Annotated in this window: 13 protein-coding genes and 1 pseudogene; 6 read left to right on the top strand and 8 right to left on the bottom strand. The window is 63.2% G+C overall.

Features of this window, described 5'->3' with window-relative positions; genetic code table 11:
* Positions 1 to 23 precede the first annotated feature (23 nt).
* The 8 genes and pseudogenes from ESZ60_RS05810 to ESZ60_RS05775 form a co-directional block, all read right to left on the bottom strand.
* Positions 24 to 899: a ribokinase gene (locus tag ESZ60_RS05810; protein ID WP_134679485.1), complete on the bottom strand. Its 876-nt coding sequence runs from the start codon at positions 897 to 899 to the stop codon at positions 24 to 26.
* 112 nt (positions 900 to 1,011) lie between these two features.
* Positions 1,012 to 1,746: pseudogene (locus ESZ60_RS21770) on the bottom strand (cytochrome c1); the annotation flags it as partial.
* Between the two features lie 630 nt (positions 1,747 to 2,376).
* The gene (gene petB, locus ESZ60_RS05800) at positions 2,377 to 3,699 is read right to left on the bottom strand and encodes a cytochrome b (protein WP_134679483.1); all 1,323 of its coding nucleotides are present in this window, start codon (positions 3,697 to 3,699) and stop codon (positions 2,377 to 2,379) included.
* A gap of 10 nt (positions 3,700 to 3,709) precedes the next feature.
* Positions 3,710 to 4,282 carry a ubiquinol-cytochrome c reductase iron-sulfur subunit gene (petA, locus tag ESZ60_RS05795; protein WP_209021246.1) on the bottom strand — a complete coding sequence of 191 codons (573 nt, stop codon included), beginning with the start codon at positions 4,280 to 4,282 and terminating at the stop codon, positions 3,710 to 3,712.
* A gap of 208 nt (positions 4,283 to 4,490) precedes the next feature.
* Positions 4,491 to 5,273: a RadC family protein gene (gene radC, locus ESZ60_RS05790; RefSeq protein ID WP_134679481.1), complete on the bottom strand. Its 783-nt coding sequence runs from the start codon at positions 5,271 to 5,273 to the stop codon at positions 4,491 to 4,493.
* 60 nt (positions 5,274 to 5,333) lie between these two features.
* Positions 5,334 to 6,494, bottom strand: a complete 1,161-nt coding sequence (dnaJ, locus tag ESZ60_RS05785) for a molecular chaperone DnaJ (protein ID WP_134679480.1) — start codon at positions 6,492 to 6,494, stop codon at positions 5,334 to 5,336.
* 83 nt (positions 6,495 to 6,577) lie between these two features.
* Entirely contained in the window at positions 6,578 to 8,491 is a 1,914-nt protein-coding gene (gene dnaK / locus ESZ60_RS05780; RefSeq protein ID WP_134679479.1) for a molecular chaperone DnaK, read from the bottom strand.
* Positions 8,492 to 8,687: 196 nt separating this feature from the next.
* Positions 8,688 to 9,509: an ABC transporter permease gene (locus tag ESZ60_RS05775; protein WP_134679478.1), complete on the bottom strand. Its 822-nt coding sequence runs from the start codon at positions 9,507 to 9,509 to the stop codon at positions 8,688 to 8,690.
* Between the two features lie 119 nt (positions 9,510 to 9,628).
* Here ESZ60_RS05775 and cysQ point away from each other — a divergent pair, with 119 nt between their 5' ends.
* The 6 genes from cysQ to ESZ60_RS05745 all read left to right on the top strand — a co-directional run bounded on the left by cysQ (position 9,629) and on the right by ESZ60_RS05745 (position 15,751).
* The gene (cysQ, locus tag ESZ60_RS05770; protein ID WP_134679477.1) at positions 9,629 to 10,426 is read left to right on the top strand and encodes a 3'(2'),5'-bisphosphate nucleotidase CysQ; all 798 of its coding nucleotides are present in this window, start codon (positions 9,629 to 9,631) and stop codon (positions 10,424 to 10,426) included.
* 21 nt (positions 10,427 to 10,447) lie between these two features.
* The gene (locus tag ESZ60_RS05765) at positions 10,448 to 11,248 is read left to right on the top strand and encodes a 3-deoxy-manno-octulosonate cytidylyltransferase (protein WP_134679476.1); all 801 of its coding nucleotides are present in this window, start codon (positions 10,448 to 10,450) and stop codon (positions 11,246 to 11,248) included.
* Entirely contained in the window at positions 11,248 to 12,456 is a 1,209-nt protein-coding gene (locus ESZ60_RS05760) for a glycosyltransferase family 2 protein (protein WP_134679634.1), read from the top strand. The genes ESZ60_RS05765 and ESZ60_RS05760 overlap by 1 nt, the downstream gene beginning before the upstream one ends.
* A gap of 147 nt (positions 12,457 to 12,603) precedes the next feature.
* Positions 12,604 to 13,494 (top strand): UTP--glucose-1-phosphate uridylyltransferase, encoded by an 891-nt coding sequence (locus ESZ60_RS05755; RefSeq protein WP_134679475.1) that lies wholly within the window; start codon positions 12,604 to 12,606, stop codon positions 13,492 to 13,494.
* On the top strand, positions 13,495 to 14,493 hold the full coding sequence (galE, locus tag ESZ60_RS05750) for a UDP-glucose 4-epimerase GalE (protein ID WP_134679474.1): 999 nt from the start codon (positions 13,495 to 13,497) through the stop codon (positions 14,491 to 14,493). It begins immediately after the preceding gene.
* The gene (locus ESZ60_RS05745; protein ID WP_134679473.1) at positions 14,483 to 15,751 is read left to right on the top strand and encodes a glycosyltransferase family 4 protein; all 1,269 of its coding nucleotides are present in this window, start codon (positions 14,483 to 14,485) and stop codon (positions 15,749 to 15,751) included. The genes galE and ESZ60_RS05745 overlap by 11 nt, the downstream gene beginning before the upstream one ends.
* Positions 15,752 to 15,757 lie beyond the last annotated feature (6 nt).

The raw sequence follows: 15,757 nt of genomic DNA, 5'->3' as shown, positions 1-15,757 counted from the left end.
TGAGGAGCAGGGGCGGCAAGCGGTCATGGCTGCTCGCCCAGAAATCGAAGGACCTCGGCGCGCTCGGGCATGGCGTCACCGGCGCCGTGCTTGCTGACCTGCAGGGCGCTCGCCGCCGCGGCATGGCGCAGTGCCGTCGAAACGTCCTCGCCCCGGGCGAGGCCGGCGGCGAACCAACCGGCGAAACAGTCTCCTGCCCCGGTCGTATCCAATGCGGTGACGGGAAAGGCCGGCTGGCGATACGTCTCGCCGCGCAGCAGATCACGATATTCCGCGCCCTCCGCGCCCCGCGTGACCAGCAGCCCCTGAACCGGAAGCGTGTCCCCCAGCGCGGCGAAGGTCCGTGCGGCTTCGCCTTCGTTCATCGCGAGGATCGAGACATGCGGCAGCACTTCGCGCAGCGCCGTGATCTCGAACGGCGCCGCGGAATAGATCACCGTCGCGCCTGCCTCGCGGGCCTGGGCCGCGACTTCGGCCTGAAGATTGGTTTCATTCTGCATGAGAAGAATGTCGCCCGGCCCGATCCCGGTCAGATCGCGGACCAGTGTCTCGGCATTCAGCGCGCGGTTCGCCCCGCCATGCAGGATGATCGAGTTCTCGCCCGTTTCGTCGACCAGGATAATGGCGTGGCCGGTGGCGGTGTCGGGCAGCCTGGCGATCCCGGTCGTATCTACCCCCGCATCCTGCAGCCGCGCGATCACCCAGTCATCGCCCGGGCCCATCGCGCCCAGATGGACCACGCGGGCCCCGGCACGGGCCGCCGCGACCGATTGATTGGCGCCCTTTCCGCCCAGCCCATGCGACAGCGCCAGGGAATGGATCGTCTCGCCCGAACGCGGCAGTTCGGCAAGCCGGTAGACATGGTCAATGTTGATCGAGCCGAGATTATAGATCGTCATCGCCGTTTCCCCTGGTCTGGCCCGCTATCTGGCCCGGGGCCGCCGGATTTGTCCAGCGGCGGAAATGAAGGACGCGCCCCGAAGGGCGCGTCTCAAAGGCATTTGCGGCAGATCAGTCGGGCTTGCGCCCGTGCTTGATGGGCCACCACAGTTTCTTGTTCGTCAGATAGAGCAGCGAGGCCAGAACGATCAGGAACAGCACCGAGACCATGCCCACCTGCTTGCGGTCCATCATCTTGGGCTCTGCGGTCCACATCAGGAAGGCGGAGACATCGCGCGCCATCTGATCGACCGTCGCCTCAGTCCCGTCCTCGTAGGTGACTTGTCCGTCGCTCAGGGGCGGGGGCATCTTGATCCAGCCCGAGGCAAAGGCGGCATTGTGATAGAAGGTGCTGCCTGCCTCCTCCTTGGTTTCTCCGTCATAGCCGGCCAGAAGGGCGTGGATATATTCCGGCCCGCCTATGCCGCGGAAAAGCTGCGAGATGCCGGTGCCGTAGGGGCCATGAAAGCCCGCCCGGGCCTTGGCCATCAGCGAGAGGTCCGGTCCCATGCCCTCGCCCGAAACGGTGGGGAAATGGTCGGTCGGCGCACGGGGCCGATCTTCGCCGGTTTCGGCATCGGTGATGTCCAGTCCCGCGGCATAGGCGCGAACCTGATCCTCGGGCAGGCCCGGACCGCCGGCATCGCCCAATGTGCGAAGCGGCACATAGCGCAAACCGTGACAGGCCGAGCAGACCTCGGTATAGACCTGCAGGCCGCGTTGCAGCTGGAACTGGTCATAGCTGCCAAACGGCCCCTCGAAGCTGAAGGAAATATCCTCGATATGCGGCGCGGCATGACCCGCCGCAGCCTCTTCATGTGCGCCAGCGGCCGGGTCATGCGCGGCCTCGGCGCTGCTTTCCTCCGCCGCTGCGGCCTCGCCGGACTCGGCAGGGGCCGGTTCGGCCGCAGCCGGGGCTTCCGCGGGCGCGGCTTCAGAGGCCGGAGCGGGTTGCTCCGCGGCAGACGCAGCCTCGGCAGGCACCTCCGGAGCGGGCTGTGCCGGGGCGGTTGCCTCCGTTTCGGCGGTCATCGGCTCGGATGCCGCAGCAGGGGCCTCGGCCTCTGCTGCGGGCGGCTCGGTCGCCGGGACCGGTGCTTCGGTCGTTGCGGCAGGGGCTTCGGCTTCGACCGCAGCCGCCGGTGCTGCGGTCTCGGCAACGGGGGCCTCAGGCGCTGCCTGCGGTGCCGGTGCCGGTTCCGTGGCAGGCTCGGGGGCCGGGGTCGCGGTGACCGCAGCCCCAGCGGGGGACGGCGCGGCGGGGGCCGGGATGCCGGCTGCCGTGTCGGTCGCCGTGCCGCTGTGATAGCTTGATCCGGCCGGCGCGCTGGTGCCGGGCGCGGTCGATGCGTCCTGCGCCACGGCGCCCCCTGCCAAGGCAAGGGTCAGCGCAACAGCCGTGAGCGACGGGTTTCTCAGGGTCATTGTTGCCTCTCCTTACTCGGCAGGATGGGTTTTGGCGCCGTAATGGGCGTCGAAGTCTTCCTCGATGGTCGATGGCATCGGTTCAGGCTTCTCGATAATGCCGAGGAGAGGAAGGATCACCAGGAAATAGGCGAACCAATAGGCCGCTCCGGCCAGCGCGATATAGGGATAGATCCCCTCGGCAGGCATGGCGCCGACCCACATCAGCACGACGAAGTCGACGGCGAGGATCCAGAACCACCATTTGAACAGCGGCCGGAACCGACCCGAGCGCACGCGCGACGTGTCGAGCCAAGGCACGAGCGCCATCACCAAAATGGCACCGAACATCGCCAACACGCCAAAGAACTTGGCGTCGATGATGCCGAAGGACAGCCAGTTCACCAGCTGCACCGCCCAGACATCGGCGGTGAAGGCCCGCAGGATCGCGTAGAAGGGCAGGAAATACCATTCCGGCACGATATGTGCGGGCGTCGCGAGCGGGTTTGCCTCGGTATAGTTGTCGGGGTGGCCCAGATAGTTCGGCATGAAGCCGACGACCGCGAAGAAGATCACCAGAACGATCGCGAGGCCGACGAAATCCTTGATCACGAAATAGGGCCAGAAGGGCAGGGTGTCCTTCTTGGCTTCCTCTTTCGACGTGCGGCGCACCTCGACCCCGGAAGGGTTGTTGTTGCCGGTGGTGTGGAAGGCCCAGATATGGACGACGACCAGGGCCGCGATCACGAAAGGCAGCAGGTAATGCAGCGAGAAAAACCGGTTGAGCGTCGCATTGTCGACCGCCGGTCCGCCCAGAAGCCAGGTCTGGATCGACTGGCCGATGCCGGGAATCGCACCGAACAGGCCGGTGATGACGGTCGCGCCCCAGAAGGACATCTGTCCCCAGGGCAGCACATAGCCCATGAAGGCAGTGCCCATCATCATCAGATAGATCAGCATGCCAACGATCCAGGTGACCTCGCGCGGGGCCTTGTAGCTGCCGTAATAGAGCCCGCGGAAGATGTGGATATAGACGGCGAAGAAGAACAAAGACGCGCCGTTTGCATGAAGATAGCGCAGCATATACCCGCCATTCACGTCGCGCATGATATGTTCGACCGAGGCGAAGGCCAGATCGACATGCGGCGTGTAATGCATCACCAGCACGATGCCGGTCGCGATCTGCAACACGAGGCAGAAAGCCAGCACGATGCCCCAGATCCACCACCAGTTCAGGTTCTTGGGGGTCGGGATCAGGATCGTGTCATAAAGCAGGCTGATGATCGGCAGACGACGGTGCAGCCATTTCTCGGGTGCCGATTTCGGCTCGTAATGGTCGTGGGGAATTCCGGCCATATGCGCCTCCTCAGCCCAGTTGGATGGTGGTTTCGTTGACGAAGGCGGCGACGGGGATATGCAGGTTCTGCGGCGCCGGGCCTTTGCGGATGCGTCCCGCCGTATCGTAATGCGAGCCGTGGCAGGGACAGAACCAGCCGCCGAAATCGCCTGCGCCATCGCCGATCGGCACGCAGCCCAGATGGGTGCAGACACCCAGCATCACCAGCCATTCGCCGGCCTCGTCCAGCGTGCGGTTCTGGTCCAGCGCGGGCTCGTTGGGTTTGTTCTCATTCTCGGCGCTTTGGTCGATGAGCTGGCCAAGTTCGACTTCGCGAGCCTGCTGGATCTCGGATTCGGTCCGGCGGCGGATGAACACGGGTTTGCCCAGCCATTTGACCGTAAGCTGCGTGCCGGTCTCGACGCCGCTGACATCGACCTGGATCGAGGCGAGCGCCTGGACGTCGGCCGAGGGGTTCATCTGGTTGACAAGGGTCCAGGCGGCAGCGCCGGCCGCGACGGTGCCGGCACCGGCGGTCGCGAAATAGAGGAAGTCCCTCCGGGTGGCACCGCTGTCTCCTGCGTGGTCGTCTGCGTGGGACACGGGTCTGATCTCCATTCTTGCCCCGAAAAAGGGGCGATACGACAGAGTGGGGCCGTGATCGTCACTTCCCCCTCCCTCGCGGGTTTGTAGCGGTCAATTTTTTGTCAGTCTAGCGCGGGGGGGAAGCCCCCTTGTCGCAACCCGGCCAATGTGTGGGATTTTCGCTGCGGGTCAGGACGTTTCGCGACGCTCGGGCGCGTGGCCGGGCTCACAAAAGCCCCTCGGCGCGAAAACTCAGTTCGCGCGACTTTCCGATGATGAGATGGTCGTGAATAGTGATTCCCATGACCTCGGCCGCGGCAGCGATCCGTCCGGTCATCGAAATATCGGCCTGTGACGGCGTCGGATCCCCCGAGGGATGGTTGTGGACAAGGATCAGTGCGCTGGCCGACAGTTCCAGGGCCCGGCGCATGATCTCGCGGGGATAGACCGGGACATGGTCCACCGTTCCCCGCGCCTGCTCTTCATCCGCGATCAGCACATTCTTGCGGTCGAGATAGAGGACGCGGAACTGCTCGATCTCGCGATGCGCCATGGCCGTGTGACAATAGTCGAGCAGCGCGTCCCAACTGGTCAGCACGGGGCGGTGCATCACCCGCGAGCGGGCGAGACGCTGCGCCGCCGCGGCGACGATCTTGAGTTCCTGGATGACGGCGGGGCCGACCCCTTGGACCTTGCCGAGTCGTTGGATGGGGGCTGAAAGCACGCGGTTGAAATCGCCGAAATGCGTGATCAGAAGCCGGGCCAAGGGTTTCACATCCTGCCGGGGGATCGCGCGAAACAGGACAAGTTCGAGCAATTCGTAATCGGGCATGGCCTCGGGCCCGCCCTGAATGAAGCGCTCGCGCAGCCTTTTGCGATGGTCGGACAGATAGCTGGGCAGCCGACCTGCGGGAATCGCGGCCAGTCCTGCCTCGTCATCGGCATGCAGGGGCTCTGCCGCGGTGAAAAGCGGCAAGGGGGCTTCGTGAAAGGCGCGATTCGGGCTCATGCCCGCAATCTGCCATCCTGGCGGTAAACGGGCCGTTAATCCGGCCCGTCGCTGTCATTCTCAGCCCTTCATCTCGTCCCAAAAGCCCTTGATCTTCTGGAAGAAGCCTTGGGTCTGGGGGCTGTTATCGGCTTGAATCGCCTCGAATTCGCGCAGGATGTCCCGTTGACGGGCAGTCAGGTTGACCGGCGTTTCGACCGCGAGTTCAATCAGCATATCTCCGGCTTCGCCATTCATCCCCGGCCCGTGGCGCAAGGGCGGCATGCCCTTGCCACGCAGGCGCAACTGCTTGCCCGATTGCGTGCCCGGCGGCACTTTGACGCGCGACCGCCCGCCATCGATGGTCGGAACCTCGATCTCTCCGCCCAGCGAGGCCGTGACCATGCTGACCGGAACCTGACAGGCGAGCATGCGCCCGTCGCGGATGAAGATCGCGTGGTCCTTGACCTCGATGAAGATATAGAGATCGCCCGAGGGGCCACCGCGCATCCCGGCCTCGCCCTCGCCGGCAAGGCGAATGCGGGTCCCGGTCTCGACGCCTGCCGGAATATTGACCGAGAGCGTGCGCTCTTTCTCGATCCGGCCCGCGCCGCGGCATTCCTTGCAGGGATTCTTGACGATCTGGCCCTGACCGTTACAGGTCGGACAGGTGCGCTCGACGGTGAAGAAGCCCTGGCTCGCGCGGACCTGACCCATGCCCGAGCAGGTCGGACAGGTGGTCGGCTCGACCGCGCCTTCGGCGCCGGTGCCCTTGCACGAGCCGCAAGCGACCGAGCCGGGCACGTTGATGGTCTTCTGCGCGCCGGTAAAAGCGTCTTCCAGCGTGACGCGCAGGTTGTAGCGCAGATCTTGGCCGCGGCTCGCCCGCGAGCGCCCGCCGCCATTGCCGCCGCGGCGACCCATCATGTCGCCAAAGAGATCCTCGAAGACATCGGCAAAAGCCGAGCCGAAATCGCCTTGGCCATTGCCGCCACGCGAGAAACCGCCGCCGCCATTTTCAAAGGCGGCATGGCCGAAACGGTCATAGGCGGCTTTTTTCTGGTCGTCCTTCAGGCAGTCATAGGCCTCGTTCACTTCCTTGAACGATTCCTCCGAGACCTTGCAGTCCTTGTTCCGGTCGGGGTGAAGCTGTTTTGCCTTGGTGCGATAGGCTTTTTTGATCTCGTCGGCCGAGGCGCCCCGAGTCACGCCCAGCACTTCGTAATAGTCACGTTTCGCCATGTCGATCGCGTCCGGGGTCCTTCAAGAGAAAGCCGGCCCGCGCGATTCTTGCGCTGCGGGCCGGCCGTTGGGGTTACATGCGCTTACTTACGCTTGTTTTCGCCGAGGTCTTCGAAATCGGCATCAACGATGTCGTCATCGTCACGCGCCCGCTCATTCTCGGCCGCACCGGTTTCGCCGCCCTCAGTCTGGCTGGCTTTGTAGATCGCCTCGCCGAGCTTCATCGAGGCGTCCATCAGGTTCTGGATGCCGCCCTTGATCTTGCCGGCATCGTCGGTCTTGAGCGAATCTTCCAGCGCACCGATGGCGAGCTCGATGACTTCGACGGTCGAGCCGTCGACCTTGTCGCCATGCTCTTCCAGCGATTTCTTGGTCGAGTGGATCAGGCTTTCGGCCTGGTTGCGGGCTTCGACCAGTTCCTTGCGCTGCTTGTCGGCCTCGGCATTGGCTTCGGCGTCGCGGACCATCTTCTCGATATCCTCGTCGGTCAGACCGCCCGAAGCCTGGATCGTGATGTTCTGCTCTTTGCCGGTGCCTTTATCCTTGGCGCTGACGGACACGATGCCGTTGGCGTCGATGTCGAAGGTCACCTCGATCTGCGGCATGCCGCGCGGGGCCGGCGGGATGTCCTCGAGGTTGAACTGGCCGAGCAGCTTGTTGTCGGCAGCCATTTCGCGCTCACCCTGGAAGACGCGGATGGTGACGGCGTTCTGGTTGTCCTCGGCGGTCGAGAAGATCTGCGACTTCTTGGTCGGGATGGTGGTGTTGCGGTCGATCAGGCGGGTGAAGACGCCGCCAAGCGTCTCGATGCCCAGCGACAGGGGCGTCACGTCGAGCAGGACCACGTCCTTGACGTCGCCTTGCAACACGCCGGCCTGGATGGCCGCGCCAAGCGCCACGACTTCATCCGGGTTCACGCCTTTATGGGGCTCTTTGCCGAAATATTCGCTGACCGCTTCGATGACTTTCGGCATCCGGGTCATGCCGCCGACGAGAACGATCTCGTCGATATCGCCTTTCGACAGACCCGCATCCTTCAGCGCGTCCTGCACCGGCTTGATGGTGCGCTTGATCAGGTCTGCGACGAGGCTTTCCAGCTTGGCGCGGGTCAGTTTCATGACCATGTGCAGCGGCGTGCCCGAGTCCTTGTCCATCGAGATGAACGGCTGGTTGATCTCGGTCTGCGACGAGCTGGACAGTTCGATCTTGGCTTTCTCGGCGGCCTCTTTCAGGCGCTGGAGGGCCATCTTGTCCTTGGTCAGGTCGACGCCGTGCTCTTTCTTGAACTCGTCGGCGAGGTAGTTGACGATGCGCATGTCGAAGTCTTCGCCGCCGAGGAACGTGTCCCCGTTGGTCGATTTCACTTCGAAGAGGCCGTCGTCAATTTCCAGAATGGTGATGTCGAAGGTACCCCCGCCAAGGTCATAGACGGCGATGGTTTTCGAATCTTTCTTGTCGAGGCCATAGGCCAGTGCGGCGGCGGTCGGCTCGTTGATGATGCGCAAAACCTCGAGGCCCGCGATCTTGCCGGCGTCTTTCGTCGCCTGACGCTGGGCGTCGTTGAAATAGGCCGGAACCGTGATGACGGCCTGCGTGACCGGCTCGCCCAGATAGGATTCGGCGGTTTCCTTCATCTTTTGCAGGATGAAGGCGGAAACTTGGCTCGGCGAGTATTTCTCGCCACGGACCTCGACCCATGCGTCGCCATTGCCGCCATCGACAATGTTATAGGGGACGAGTTTCTTGTCTTTTTCGACTTCTGCGTCAGTGGTGCGGCGGCCGATCAGGCGCTTGACGGCGAAGACGGTATTCGACGGGTTCGTGACTGCCTGGCGCTTGGCCGGCTGGCCGACGAGACGTTCGCTATCGGTGAAACCGACGATGGACGGCGTGGTGCGTGCGCCTTCCGAATTCTCGATGACCTTCGGCTGGCTGCCGTCCATGATGGCGACGCAGCTATTCGTGGTTCCGAGGTCGATGCCGATGACTTTAGACATTCAATAACCTTTCTTGCGGCGATTTCATGGGTCTCAGGTCCTCAAGAGGCACCCGAAGCCCGATCCCTGGATTGACCGGAGGACATGCCCTCCAAACTCTTGGGGCTATATAGGAAGGCCCGAAACCGCCTGCAAGCAGCGCAGAAGATTGAATTCGGGCCGATCGGACGCGATTTTATCTATCCGAAGGCCGAGGTCAGCGCCCGGCCAGCGAACTGACCGAAATGGATTTCCGCGTCACGAACTCGGCCATCAGGCCGATCATCAAAAGCGCTGCCATGCAGTAAAGCGGATAGGTCAGCGAGGAATTGCGCGGCGAATAGTTGATAAAGGCTACGCCACGTGTCTGATCTATGATGTGAAACAATGGGTTCCACGAGAACGTATGCAGCATTGCTGTGGACAGGGTATTGGCCACGAACATTTTGCCCGAAAAGACCAAGTTCAGGCGCTGATAGACATTCGTCGCGACCAATCCGCCTTGCGGCCACCAGACTCGCAGCGACAGAAACAGCAGGCCGATGCAGCAGCCGCTGAACCAGGAAAGCAACAGCAGCCCGTAGCAGGCAATCGGCTTTTCAATGTGAACCGGCTCGATGAAATAGTGATAGATCGCCAGGATGGTAAAGGCCGCGATCGTCTGCCGATACAGCGCGGCAAGCGCGGCCGCCGACATCAGCACCGCGGTGTTCAGCGGATCGTGCTTTGTCATGTTGTTGATGGGACTGCCGGCCCCCGCGACCGCGCCGATCGCCGTCGTATGGGTCTGGAACATGAAGATGCCGGACATGATATAAAGCACGAAATCGCCACGGATGGGCGAGCCGCGAATGCCCAGAATGGCATAGAAAAGGTAGAAGCCCGCAATCATCGTGACGCCGCGCAAAACGGTCATCACCAGCCCGATGATCGGATTGCGCTCTTGCTTGCGCAGATTGTTGACCGTGACATGGTAGATCAGCGCAAAGGTCGTGAATGCGGCCTCAAGCATGTTGCGGTTGCGACGCTGTACGAACATCTTTGCCTCTGATACGGGAACATGAGGTTGCGGCGCTTGCCCCGCGATTTCTGTGGCATCATAAGAAAACCGGGTATCGCCTTCAATCGTTCTGCACACCCTGCACAAAGGGAAAGCCAATGCCGTTTCATCAAATGATTACCGAGATGCGTCGCCTCGCCCTGAAGGCGGGGGACGAGATCATGCGCATCTATGACGCCGAGGATTTCGAGGTCCGGGCGAAATCCGACGCCTCGCCGGTGACCGAGGCCGACGAGGCTGCGGATGCGCTGATCTCGGAGGGGTTGCGCGCGGCCTTTCCCGATATTCCGCTGGTGACCGAGGAACAGGCCGCCACCCATGGCCAAAGTCTTTCGACCTTTCTGATCGTCGATCCGCTCGATGGCACAAAGGAATTCGTGCAGCGGCGCGGGGATTTCACGGTCAACATTGCCTATGTGGTCGATGGCGTGCCCAAGCTTGGCGTGGTCTATGCTCCAGCCAAGGGCAGGCTGTTCTATACCACGGCAAATGGCGGTGCGGTCGAGGAGAAGGGTCCGTTTGGCGAAAAGCCGGGCGAAGTCCATGCCATCGGCGTCAACTCCATGCCTGATAATCGCGGCCTCATGGTGGTGGCCTCGAAATCCCATCGCGACGCGGCCACCGATGACTATATCAACCGTTATGCCGTGCGAGACATGACCTCGGCGGGATCGTCGCTGAAATTCTGTCTCGTTGCCACGGGTGAGGCGGATCTCTATCCGCGGCTCGGCCGGACGATGGAATGGGACACGGCCGCCGGGGACGCGGTGTTGCGCGGTGCGGGCGGCGAGGTGGTGCGATTTGACGACCATTCCGCGCTGACATACGGCAAGCCGGGCTTTGAGAATCCCTTTTTCATCGCCTTCGCGCCGGGCGTGCTGCTGGTCAAGAACTGAAACATAAAGGCTGAACTGAGAATGTCTGTCGTCATCGTCATCCCGGCGCGTCACGCCTCGACCCGCTATCCCGGCAAGCCGCTCGTCGAATTGCGCGGTGCGACCGGCGAAGGGCTCAGTCTGATCCGGCGCAGCTGGCAGGCGGCCCGCGAGGTCGCTGGGGTGGACCGCGTCATTGTCGCGACCGACGATGCCCGCATCCGCGACCATGCCGAGGCCTTCGGGGCCGAGGTCGCCATGACCTCGACCACCGCGCGCAACGGCACCGAGCGCTGCGCCGAGGCGGTCGCCAATCTGGGCATCTGCCCCGAACTCGTCGTGAACCTTCAGGGCGACGCTCCCCTCACGCCGGCATGGTTTGTCGAAGAGCTGGTCCGCGGTCTGCGCGAGGATGCCGGGGCCGATGTCGCGACCCCCGTGCTGCGTTGCTCTGGCGCGATGCGCTCGGAACTGATCGCCGATCGCGTGGCGGGGCGTGTCGGCGGGACGACGGCAGTTTTCGGCCATGACCGGCGCGGGCTTTACTTCTCAAAGGAAGTGATACCTTTCGCTGCCGCCGAGTTCGGCCCAAGCGACCCGACGCCGGTCTTTCACCATGTCGGGGTTTATGCCTATCGTCCCGAAGCGCTGGCCGCTTATGCGACCTGGGACGAAGGCCGGCTGGAATCCCTCGAAGGGCTCGAACAGCTTCGTTTTCTCGAACGTGGCCGAAAGGTGCTCTGCGTCGAAGTCGAGGCGCGGGGCCGTGAGTTCTGGGAGCTCAACAACCCCTCTGACGTCCCCAAACTCGAGGCAATGATGCAGCGCATGGGCATTGCGTGATGAATGGCGGGGCCGAGGCGCTGTCGGCTTCGGTCGTCATCGTCTCGCGCCACCGGCCGCTTGAGCTGAGCCGCTGCCTTGCGGCCCTGACACGGCAGGACCATCCGTGTTTCGAGGTGGTGCTGGTCGCGGATCCAGATGCTGTCGGCACCCGCCCTGATCTTGACCTCAAGCGAGTCAGCTTCGACCTGCCGAACATCTCGGCGGCCCGCAATGCGGGACTGGCTCGGGCGGCGGGCGAGATCGTGCTTTTCATCGACGACGATGCGGTGGCCGGACCGGGCTGGGTGAGGGCGCTTTGCGCGCCTTTTGTCGACCTGCGGGTTGTCGCGGCCACTGGCTTCACGCGGGGTCCAGATGGCCTTTCCTGGCAGGTCCGCGCCGAGCGGATCACGCCTTCAGGCCGCTGCTATCCGATCGAGCTGACCGAAACGCGGCTGCTGCCCCCCGAGCGTGGCAATCCGGTCAGCACGCTTGGCACGAATTGCGCCTTCCGAAGGTCGTCCCTTGTCGAGATCGGGGGATTCGACCCGGCATTTGCCTATCACCTGGACGAAAGCGACGTGAATATGCGCCTGGCGCGTCATCGGCCGGACGGGCTGACGGCGGTGGTCCCCGCAGCCGAGGTGGTTCATGGCCTGGCGCCCGGCGCGTCGCGCGCTGCGGTCGGCGTTCCTCATGATCTGCGCGCCATCGGTCGCTCGACCTGTTTTTTCGCGGCAAGGCATGGCGGATCGGTCGCTTGGCTGGCCGATGCGCAGCGCAAGCGCCTTTTGCGGCAAATGGTTGCCGGACGGCTGGATCCGTTTCGTGTCGCGCCCATCCTTGCGAGCCTTGAGCAGGGAATGAACGAGGCCCGGTCCGCCGGCCCGCCCCCCGTGCCGATATGGGACAGGGACGAGCCGCCGCCGCTTTTGCCGATTTCGTCGCGCCGCGCGTCTGCCTTGTTCCTGTCTGGTTGGCACTGGCAAGCCGCTCGGCTTCGGGAAAGGGCGGCGCGGGCCGTGGCCGACGGTCAACCGGTCGCGATTATCCTCTTTTCGCCAAGCTTTCTGCCGCATCGTCGGGTCCTGCGGCCCGAGGGCTGGTGGGAGCAGGTCGGCGGGGTATGGGGCAGCTCGCTTCCGGGCGATCCGACGGTCATGCTCTTGTCACGGGAGCAGCGTGCGGAACGGGAATATGTACATTTTGCTGCATTGCAGCGTTGACTGTGCGGAAAACTGCCGGTTCTTCTTGCCACAGAAGATTTTATCGGAAACATGTCTAACTGCTCCGCGTTATTGGGTGTTGTTGTGCAACCGTCGACAAAGGGCGATAATGTTGCCGGACCGGGCAGAAATCAGGAGACCAGATCCATGAGTCGCAAAGTAACAAAGGCAATCTTCCCCGTCGCAGGATTGGGAACCCGCTTTTTGCCGGCGACCAAAAGCGTTCCCAAGGAGATCATGACCTTGGTTGACCGTCCCCTGATTCAATATGCCATTGACGAGGCGCGCGCCGCAGGGATCGAGGAATTCATCTTTGTCACCTCGCGCGGCAAGGGTGCGCTCGAGGATTATTTCGATCATTCGCATGAATTGGAATCCAGTCTGAAGAAATCCGGCAAGATTGATCTGCTGGAATTGCTGCGCTCGACCAATATGGATTCCGGAGCAATTGCTTATGTCCGACAGCACAAGGCGCTTGGGTTGGGCCACGCGGTCTGGTGCGCGCGGCGCCTGGTTCATGACGAAGCGGTTGCGGTAATCCTGACCGATGACGTGATCATGGGCGAGCCGCCATGCCTGCAGCAGATGATCGAGGCCTATCAGGAAACCGGGGGCACCATGGTTGCCACGATGGAAGTCCCGATGGAAAAGACCAAATCCTATGGCGTGCTCGACGTGGCCGAGGATATGGGCGCGATCGTCCGCGCCCGCGGCATGGTCGAGAAGCCCAAGGAGAACCCGCCCTCGAACCTCGCGGTGATCGGGCGCTACATCCTTGCCCCGAGCGTGATGGAAAACCTCAACAAGCTCAAACAGGGTGCGGGCGGCGAGATCCAGTTAACCGATGCGATCGCGGATGAGATCGAGGAAGGCCGCGATGTCTTTGGCCTGCGCTTCCGCGGCCAGCGGTTCGATTGTGGCTCCAAGGCGGGTTTCCTGCAAGCAACGGTCGCCTTCGGCCTCGCGCGCGAAGAACTCAAGGATGAGTTCGGCGAATATCTGGCCGATGTGATGTCGATCCGGAAGGCCGCCGAATAAATGTCTCAAACGGTTCTGGTGACGGGCGGCGCGGGCTATATCGGCTCGCATGCCTGCAAGGCGCTGCGCAATGCCGGGTTCATCCCGGTCACTTATGACAATCTCTGCACCGGCTGGCAGGATGCCGTCAGATTCGGGCCCTTTGAGCAGGGCGATCTGATGGATCGCGCGCGGCTCGACGAGGTGCTGTCCCGTCACAAGCCGGTTGCGGTGATGCATTTCGCGGCGCTGAGCCAGGTGGGTGAGGCGATGCGCGAGCCGGGAAAATACTGGCGCGGGAATGTCTCGGCCTCGCTCAACCTGATCGAGGCGGCGCTGGCCGCAGGCATTCGCAACTTCGTCTTTTCCTCGACCTGCGCGACCTATGGCGATCATGATGGGGTCGTGCTGGACGAAGGGACGGCGCAGACGCCCTTGAACGCCTATGGCGCGAGCAAGCGCGCGATCGAGGACATGCTGCGTGATTTCGGCGCCTCGGACGGGCTGCGCTCGGTGATTTTCCGTTATTTCAACGTGGCGGGTGCCGATCCCGAGGGCGAAGTGGGCGAGTTTCATCAGCCCGAGACCCATCTCATTCCGCTGATCCTCGACGCGATCGACGGCAAGCGGGACGCGCTGACCATCCATGGCACCGACTATCCGACGGCGGACGGGACATGCATCCGCGATTATGTCCATGTCATGGATTTGGTCGATGCGCATGTGCTGGGCCTCAAGCATCTGCTGGGCGGACAGGTTCCGGACGGCACCCAGGAGGTGTTCTGCCTGGGGACCGGGAACGGTTTCTCGGTGCGTGAGGTCATCGATCACTCGCGTCATGTCACCAATCGCCCGGTTCCGATGATCGAGGGGCCCCGTCGAGGAGGCGACGCCGTCAAGCTGGTCTCGGGCAGCGAAAAGGCGATCTCGGTCCTGGGCTGGACCCCCGCGCGCTCGACGCTGCCGCAGATGATCGCGGACGCCTGGCGCTGGCACCAGAACGGCGGATATGAGCGCTGAACCGGCGTTCCTGCTGGATGTATCGCGCCTGATCTCGCGCCTGGGACGAGGGCCAGCCACCGGAATCGACCGAGTCGAGGCGGAATGGCTGGCTCATCTTTCCGTTACCGCGACCCCCCATCTTTTGCTGGCCCGCGCCCGACGGGCACAATTGCTGCTTCCGGCCCATGCAGGTGACAGGATCCGGCAATGGCTGGACGGCGATATGGCCGATCTGCCCAAGGCGGCGATGCTCGACCGCTGGCGTGGCAGAACCAGCGCCGCGATGCGTGCAGAGCCGCTTCTTCGAGAGATGGCGCTCTTGACGAGCGACCGGACCGGGCGGGGGATCGCCGACGAAGCCCTTCGGCGAATGGGTCCGGACCTCGCCTATCTGAATGTCGGCCATAGCAATCTGGACAAGCGGCTCTGGGCAAGGCTTGATCCCTTGCTGCGTGTTCTGATGATCCATGACACGATCCCGCTGGACCACCCGGAATTCACGCGCAAGGGCCAGTCCGAAAGATTTCGCGAACGCTTCGCGGGCTCGGTCTCGCAGGCTGACGGGCTGCTCAGCATTTCAGAGGCGAGCCGCGCCGATCTCATCCGCTGGCGCAAGGCATTGCATCTTGCCGAGACGGCCGCCGTGACGACAGCGCCCATCGGAACGCGGCTCGTGCCGCCCGATCCCTCAGGGCTGCCAGAGGGGCTGGACCTGTCGCGGCCCTTCTTCGTGACACTGGGAACGATCGAACCCCGCAAGAATCATGCGCTGCTGCTCGATGCATGGGAAGAACTGGCCCGAAGGCTTCCCGCTGCCCGTCTGCCACGCCTTTTCATCATCGGCCGCCGGGGCTGGGAGAACCACGAGACATTCGCCCGCCTAGACCGCCTTGCACCGAATGGCGCGGTGCGCGAGCTTTCCGGGCTCGACGACGCTGCAGTCGCGGCGCTGCTTGATCGTTGCCATGCCTTGCTGATGCCCAGCCGTGCCGAGGGATTCGGCCTGCCGCTGACCGAAGCGGCAGCACGTGGCGTACCTGTGATCTGCAGCCCATTGCCCGTCGCACGCGAGATTTTGGGCGATTATGCGCGCTACCTCTCTGCCGACGATCACCGGGCCTGGGCGGGCTCGGTGTCGTTGCTTGCAGGCGCGCTGCCGCTGCGGCTTTCGCCGCTGACTGTGCCCCAATGGCAATCACATTTCGATCTTGTGCGCGGTTGCGTGATCGAAGGATTGCGTGCCCGCCAGCTGCCGGGATATGCCACTCGAAAATAGCGAAGA

Origin of the sequence: Paracoccus ravus (genome assembly GCF_004522175.1) — a bacterium.
Lineage (GTDB): Bacteria > Pseudomonadota > Alphaproteobacteria > Rhodobacterales > Rhodobacteraceae > Paracoccus > Paracoccus ravus.
The sequence above is the reverse complement of the archived record's forward strand: the minus strand, read 5'-3'. Positions and strand labels throughout refer to the sequence as shown.

Coding starts and splice junctions, on each gene's coding strand:
- ESZ60_RS05810 (WP_134679485.1), bottom strand. CDS start 899: ATGACGATCTATAATCTCGGCTCGATCAACATTGACCATGTCTACCGG.
- petB (WP_134679483.1), bottom strand. CDS start 3,699: ATGGCCGGAATTCCCCACGACCATTACGAGCCGAAATCGGCACCCGAG.
- radC (WP_134679481.1), bottom strand. CDS start 5,273: ATGAGCCCGAATCGCGCCTTTCACGAAGCCCCCTTGCCGCTTTTCACC.
- dnaJ (WP_134679480.1), bottom strand. CDS start 6,494: ATGGCGAAACGTGACTATTACGAAGTGCTGGGCGTGACTCGGGGCGCC.
- dnaK (WP_134679479.1), bottom strand. CDS start 8,491: ATGTCTAAAGTCATCGGCATCGACCTCGGAACCACGAATAGCTGCGTC.
- ESZ60_RS05775 (WP_134679478.1), bottom strand. CDS start 9,509: ATGTTCGTACAGCGTCGCAACCGCAACATGCTTGAGGCCGCATTCACG.
- cysQ (WP_134679477.1), top strand. CDS start 9,629: ATGCCGTTTCATCAAATGATTACCGAGATGCGTCGCCTCGCCCTGAAG.
- ESZ60_RS05765 (WP_134679476.1), top strand. CDS start 10,448: ATGTCTGTCGTCATCGTCATCCCGGCGCGTCACGCCTCGACCCGCTAT.
- ESZ60_RS05760 (WP_134679634.1), top strand. CDS start 11,248: ATGAATGGCGGGGCCGAGGCGCTGTCGGCTTCGGTCGTCATCGTCTCG.
- ESZ60_RS05755 (WP_134679475.1), top strand. CDS start 12,604: ATGAGTCGCAAAGTAACAAAGGCAATCTTCCCCGTCGCAGGATTGGGA.
- galE (WP_134679474.1), top strand. CDS start 13,495: ATGTCTCAAACGGTTCTGGTGACGGGCGGCGCGGGCTATATCGGCTCG.
- ESZ60_RS05745 (WP_134679473.1), top strand. CDS start 14,483: ATGAGCGCTGAACCGGCGTTCCTGCTGGATGTATCGCGCCTGATCTCG.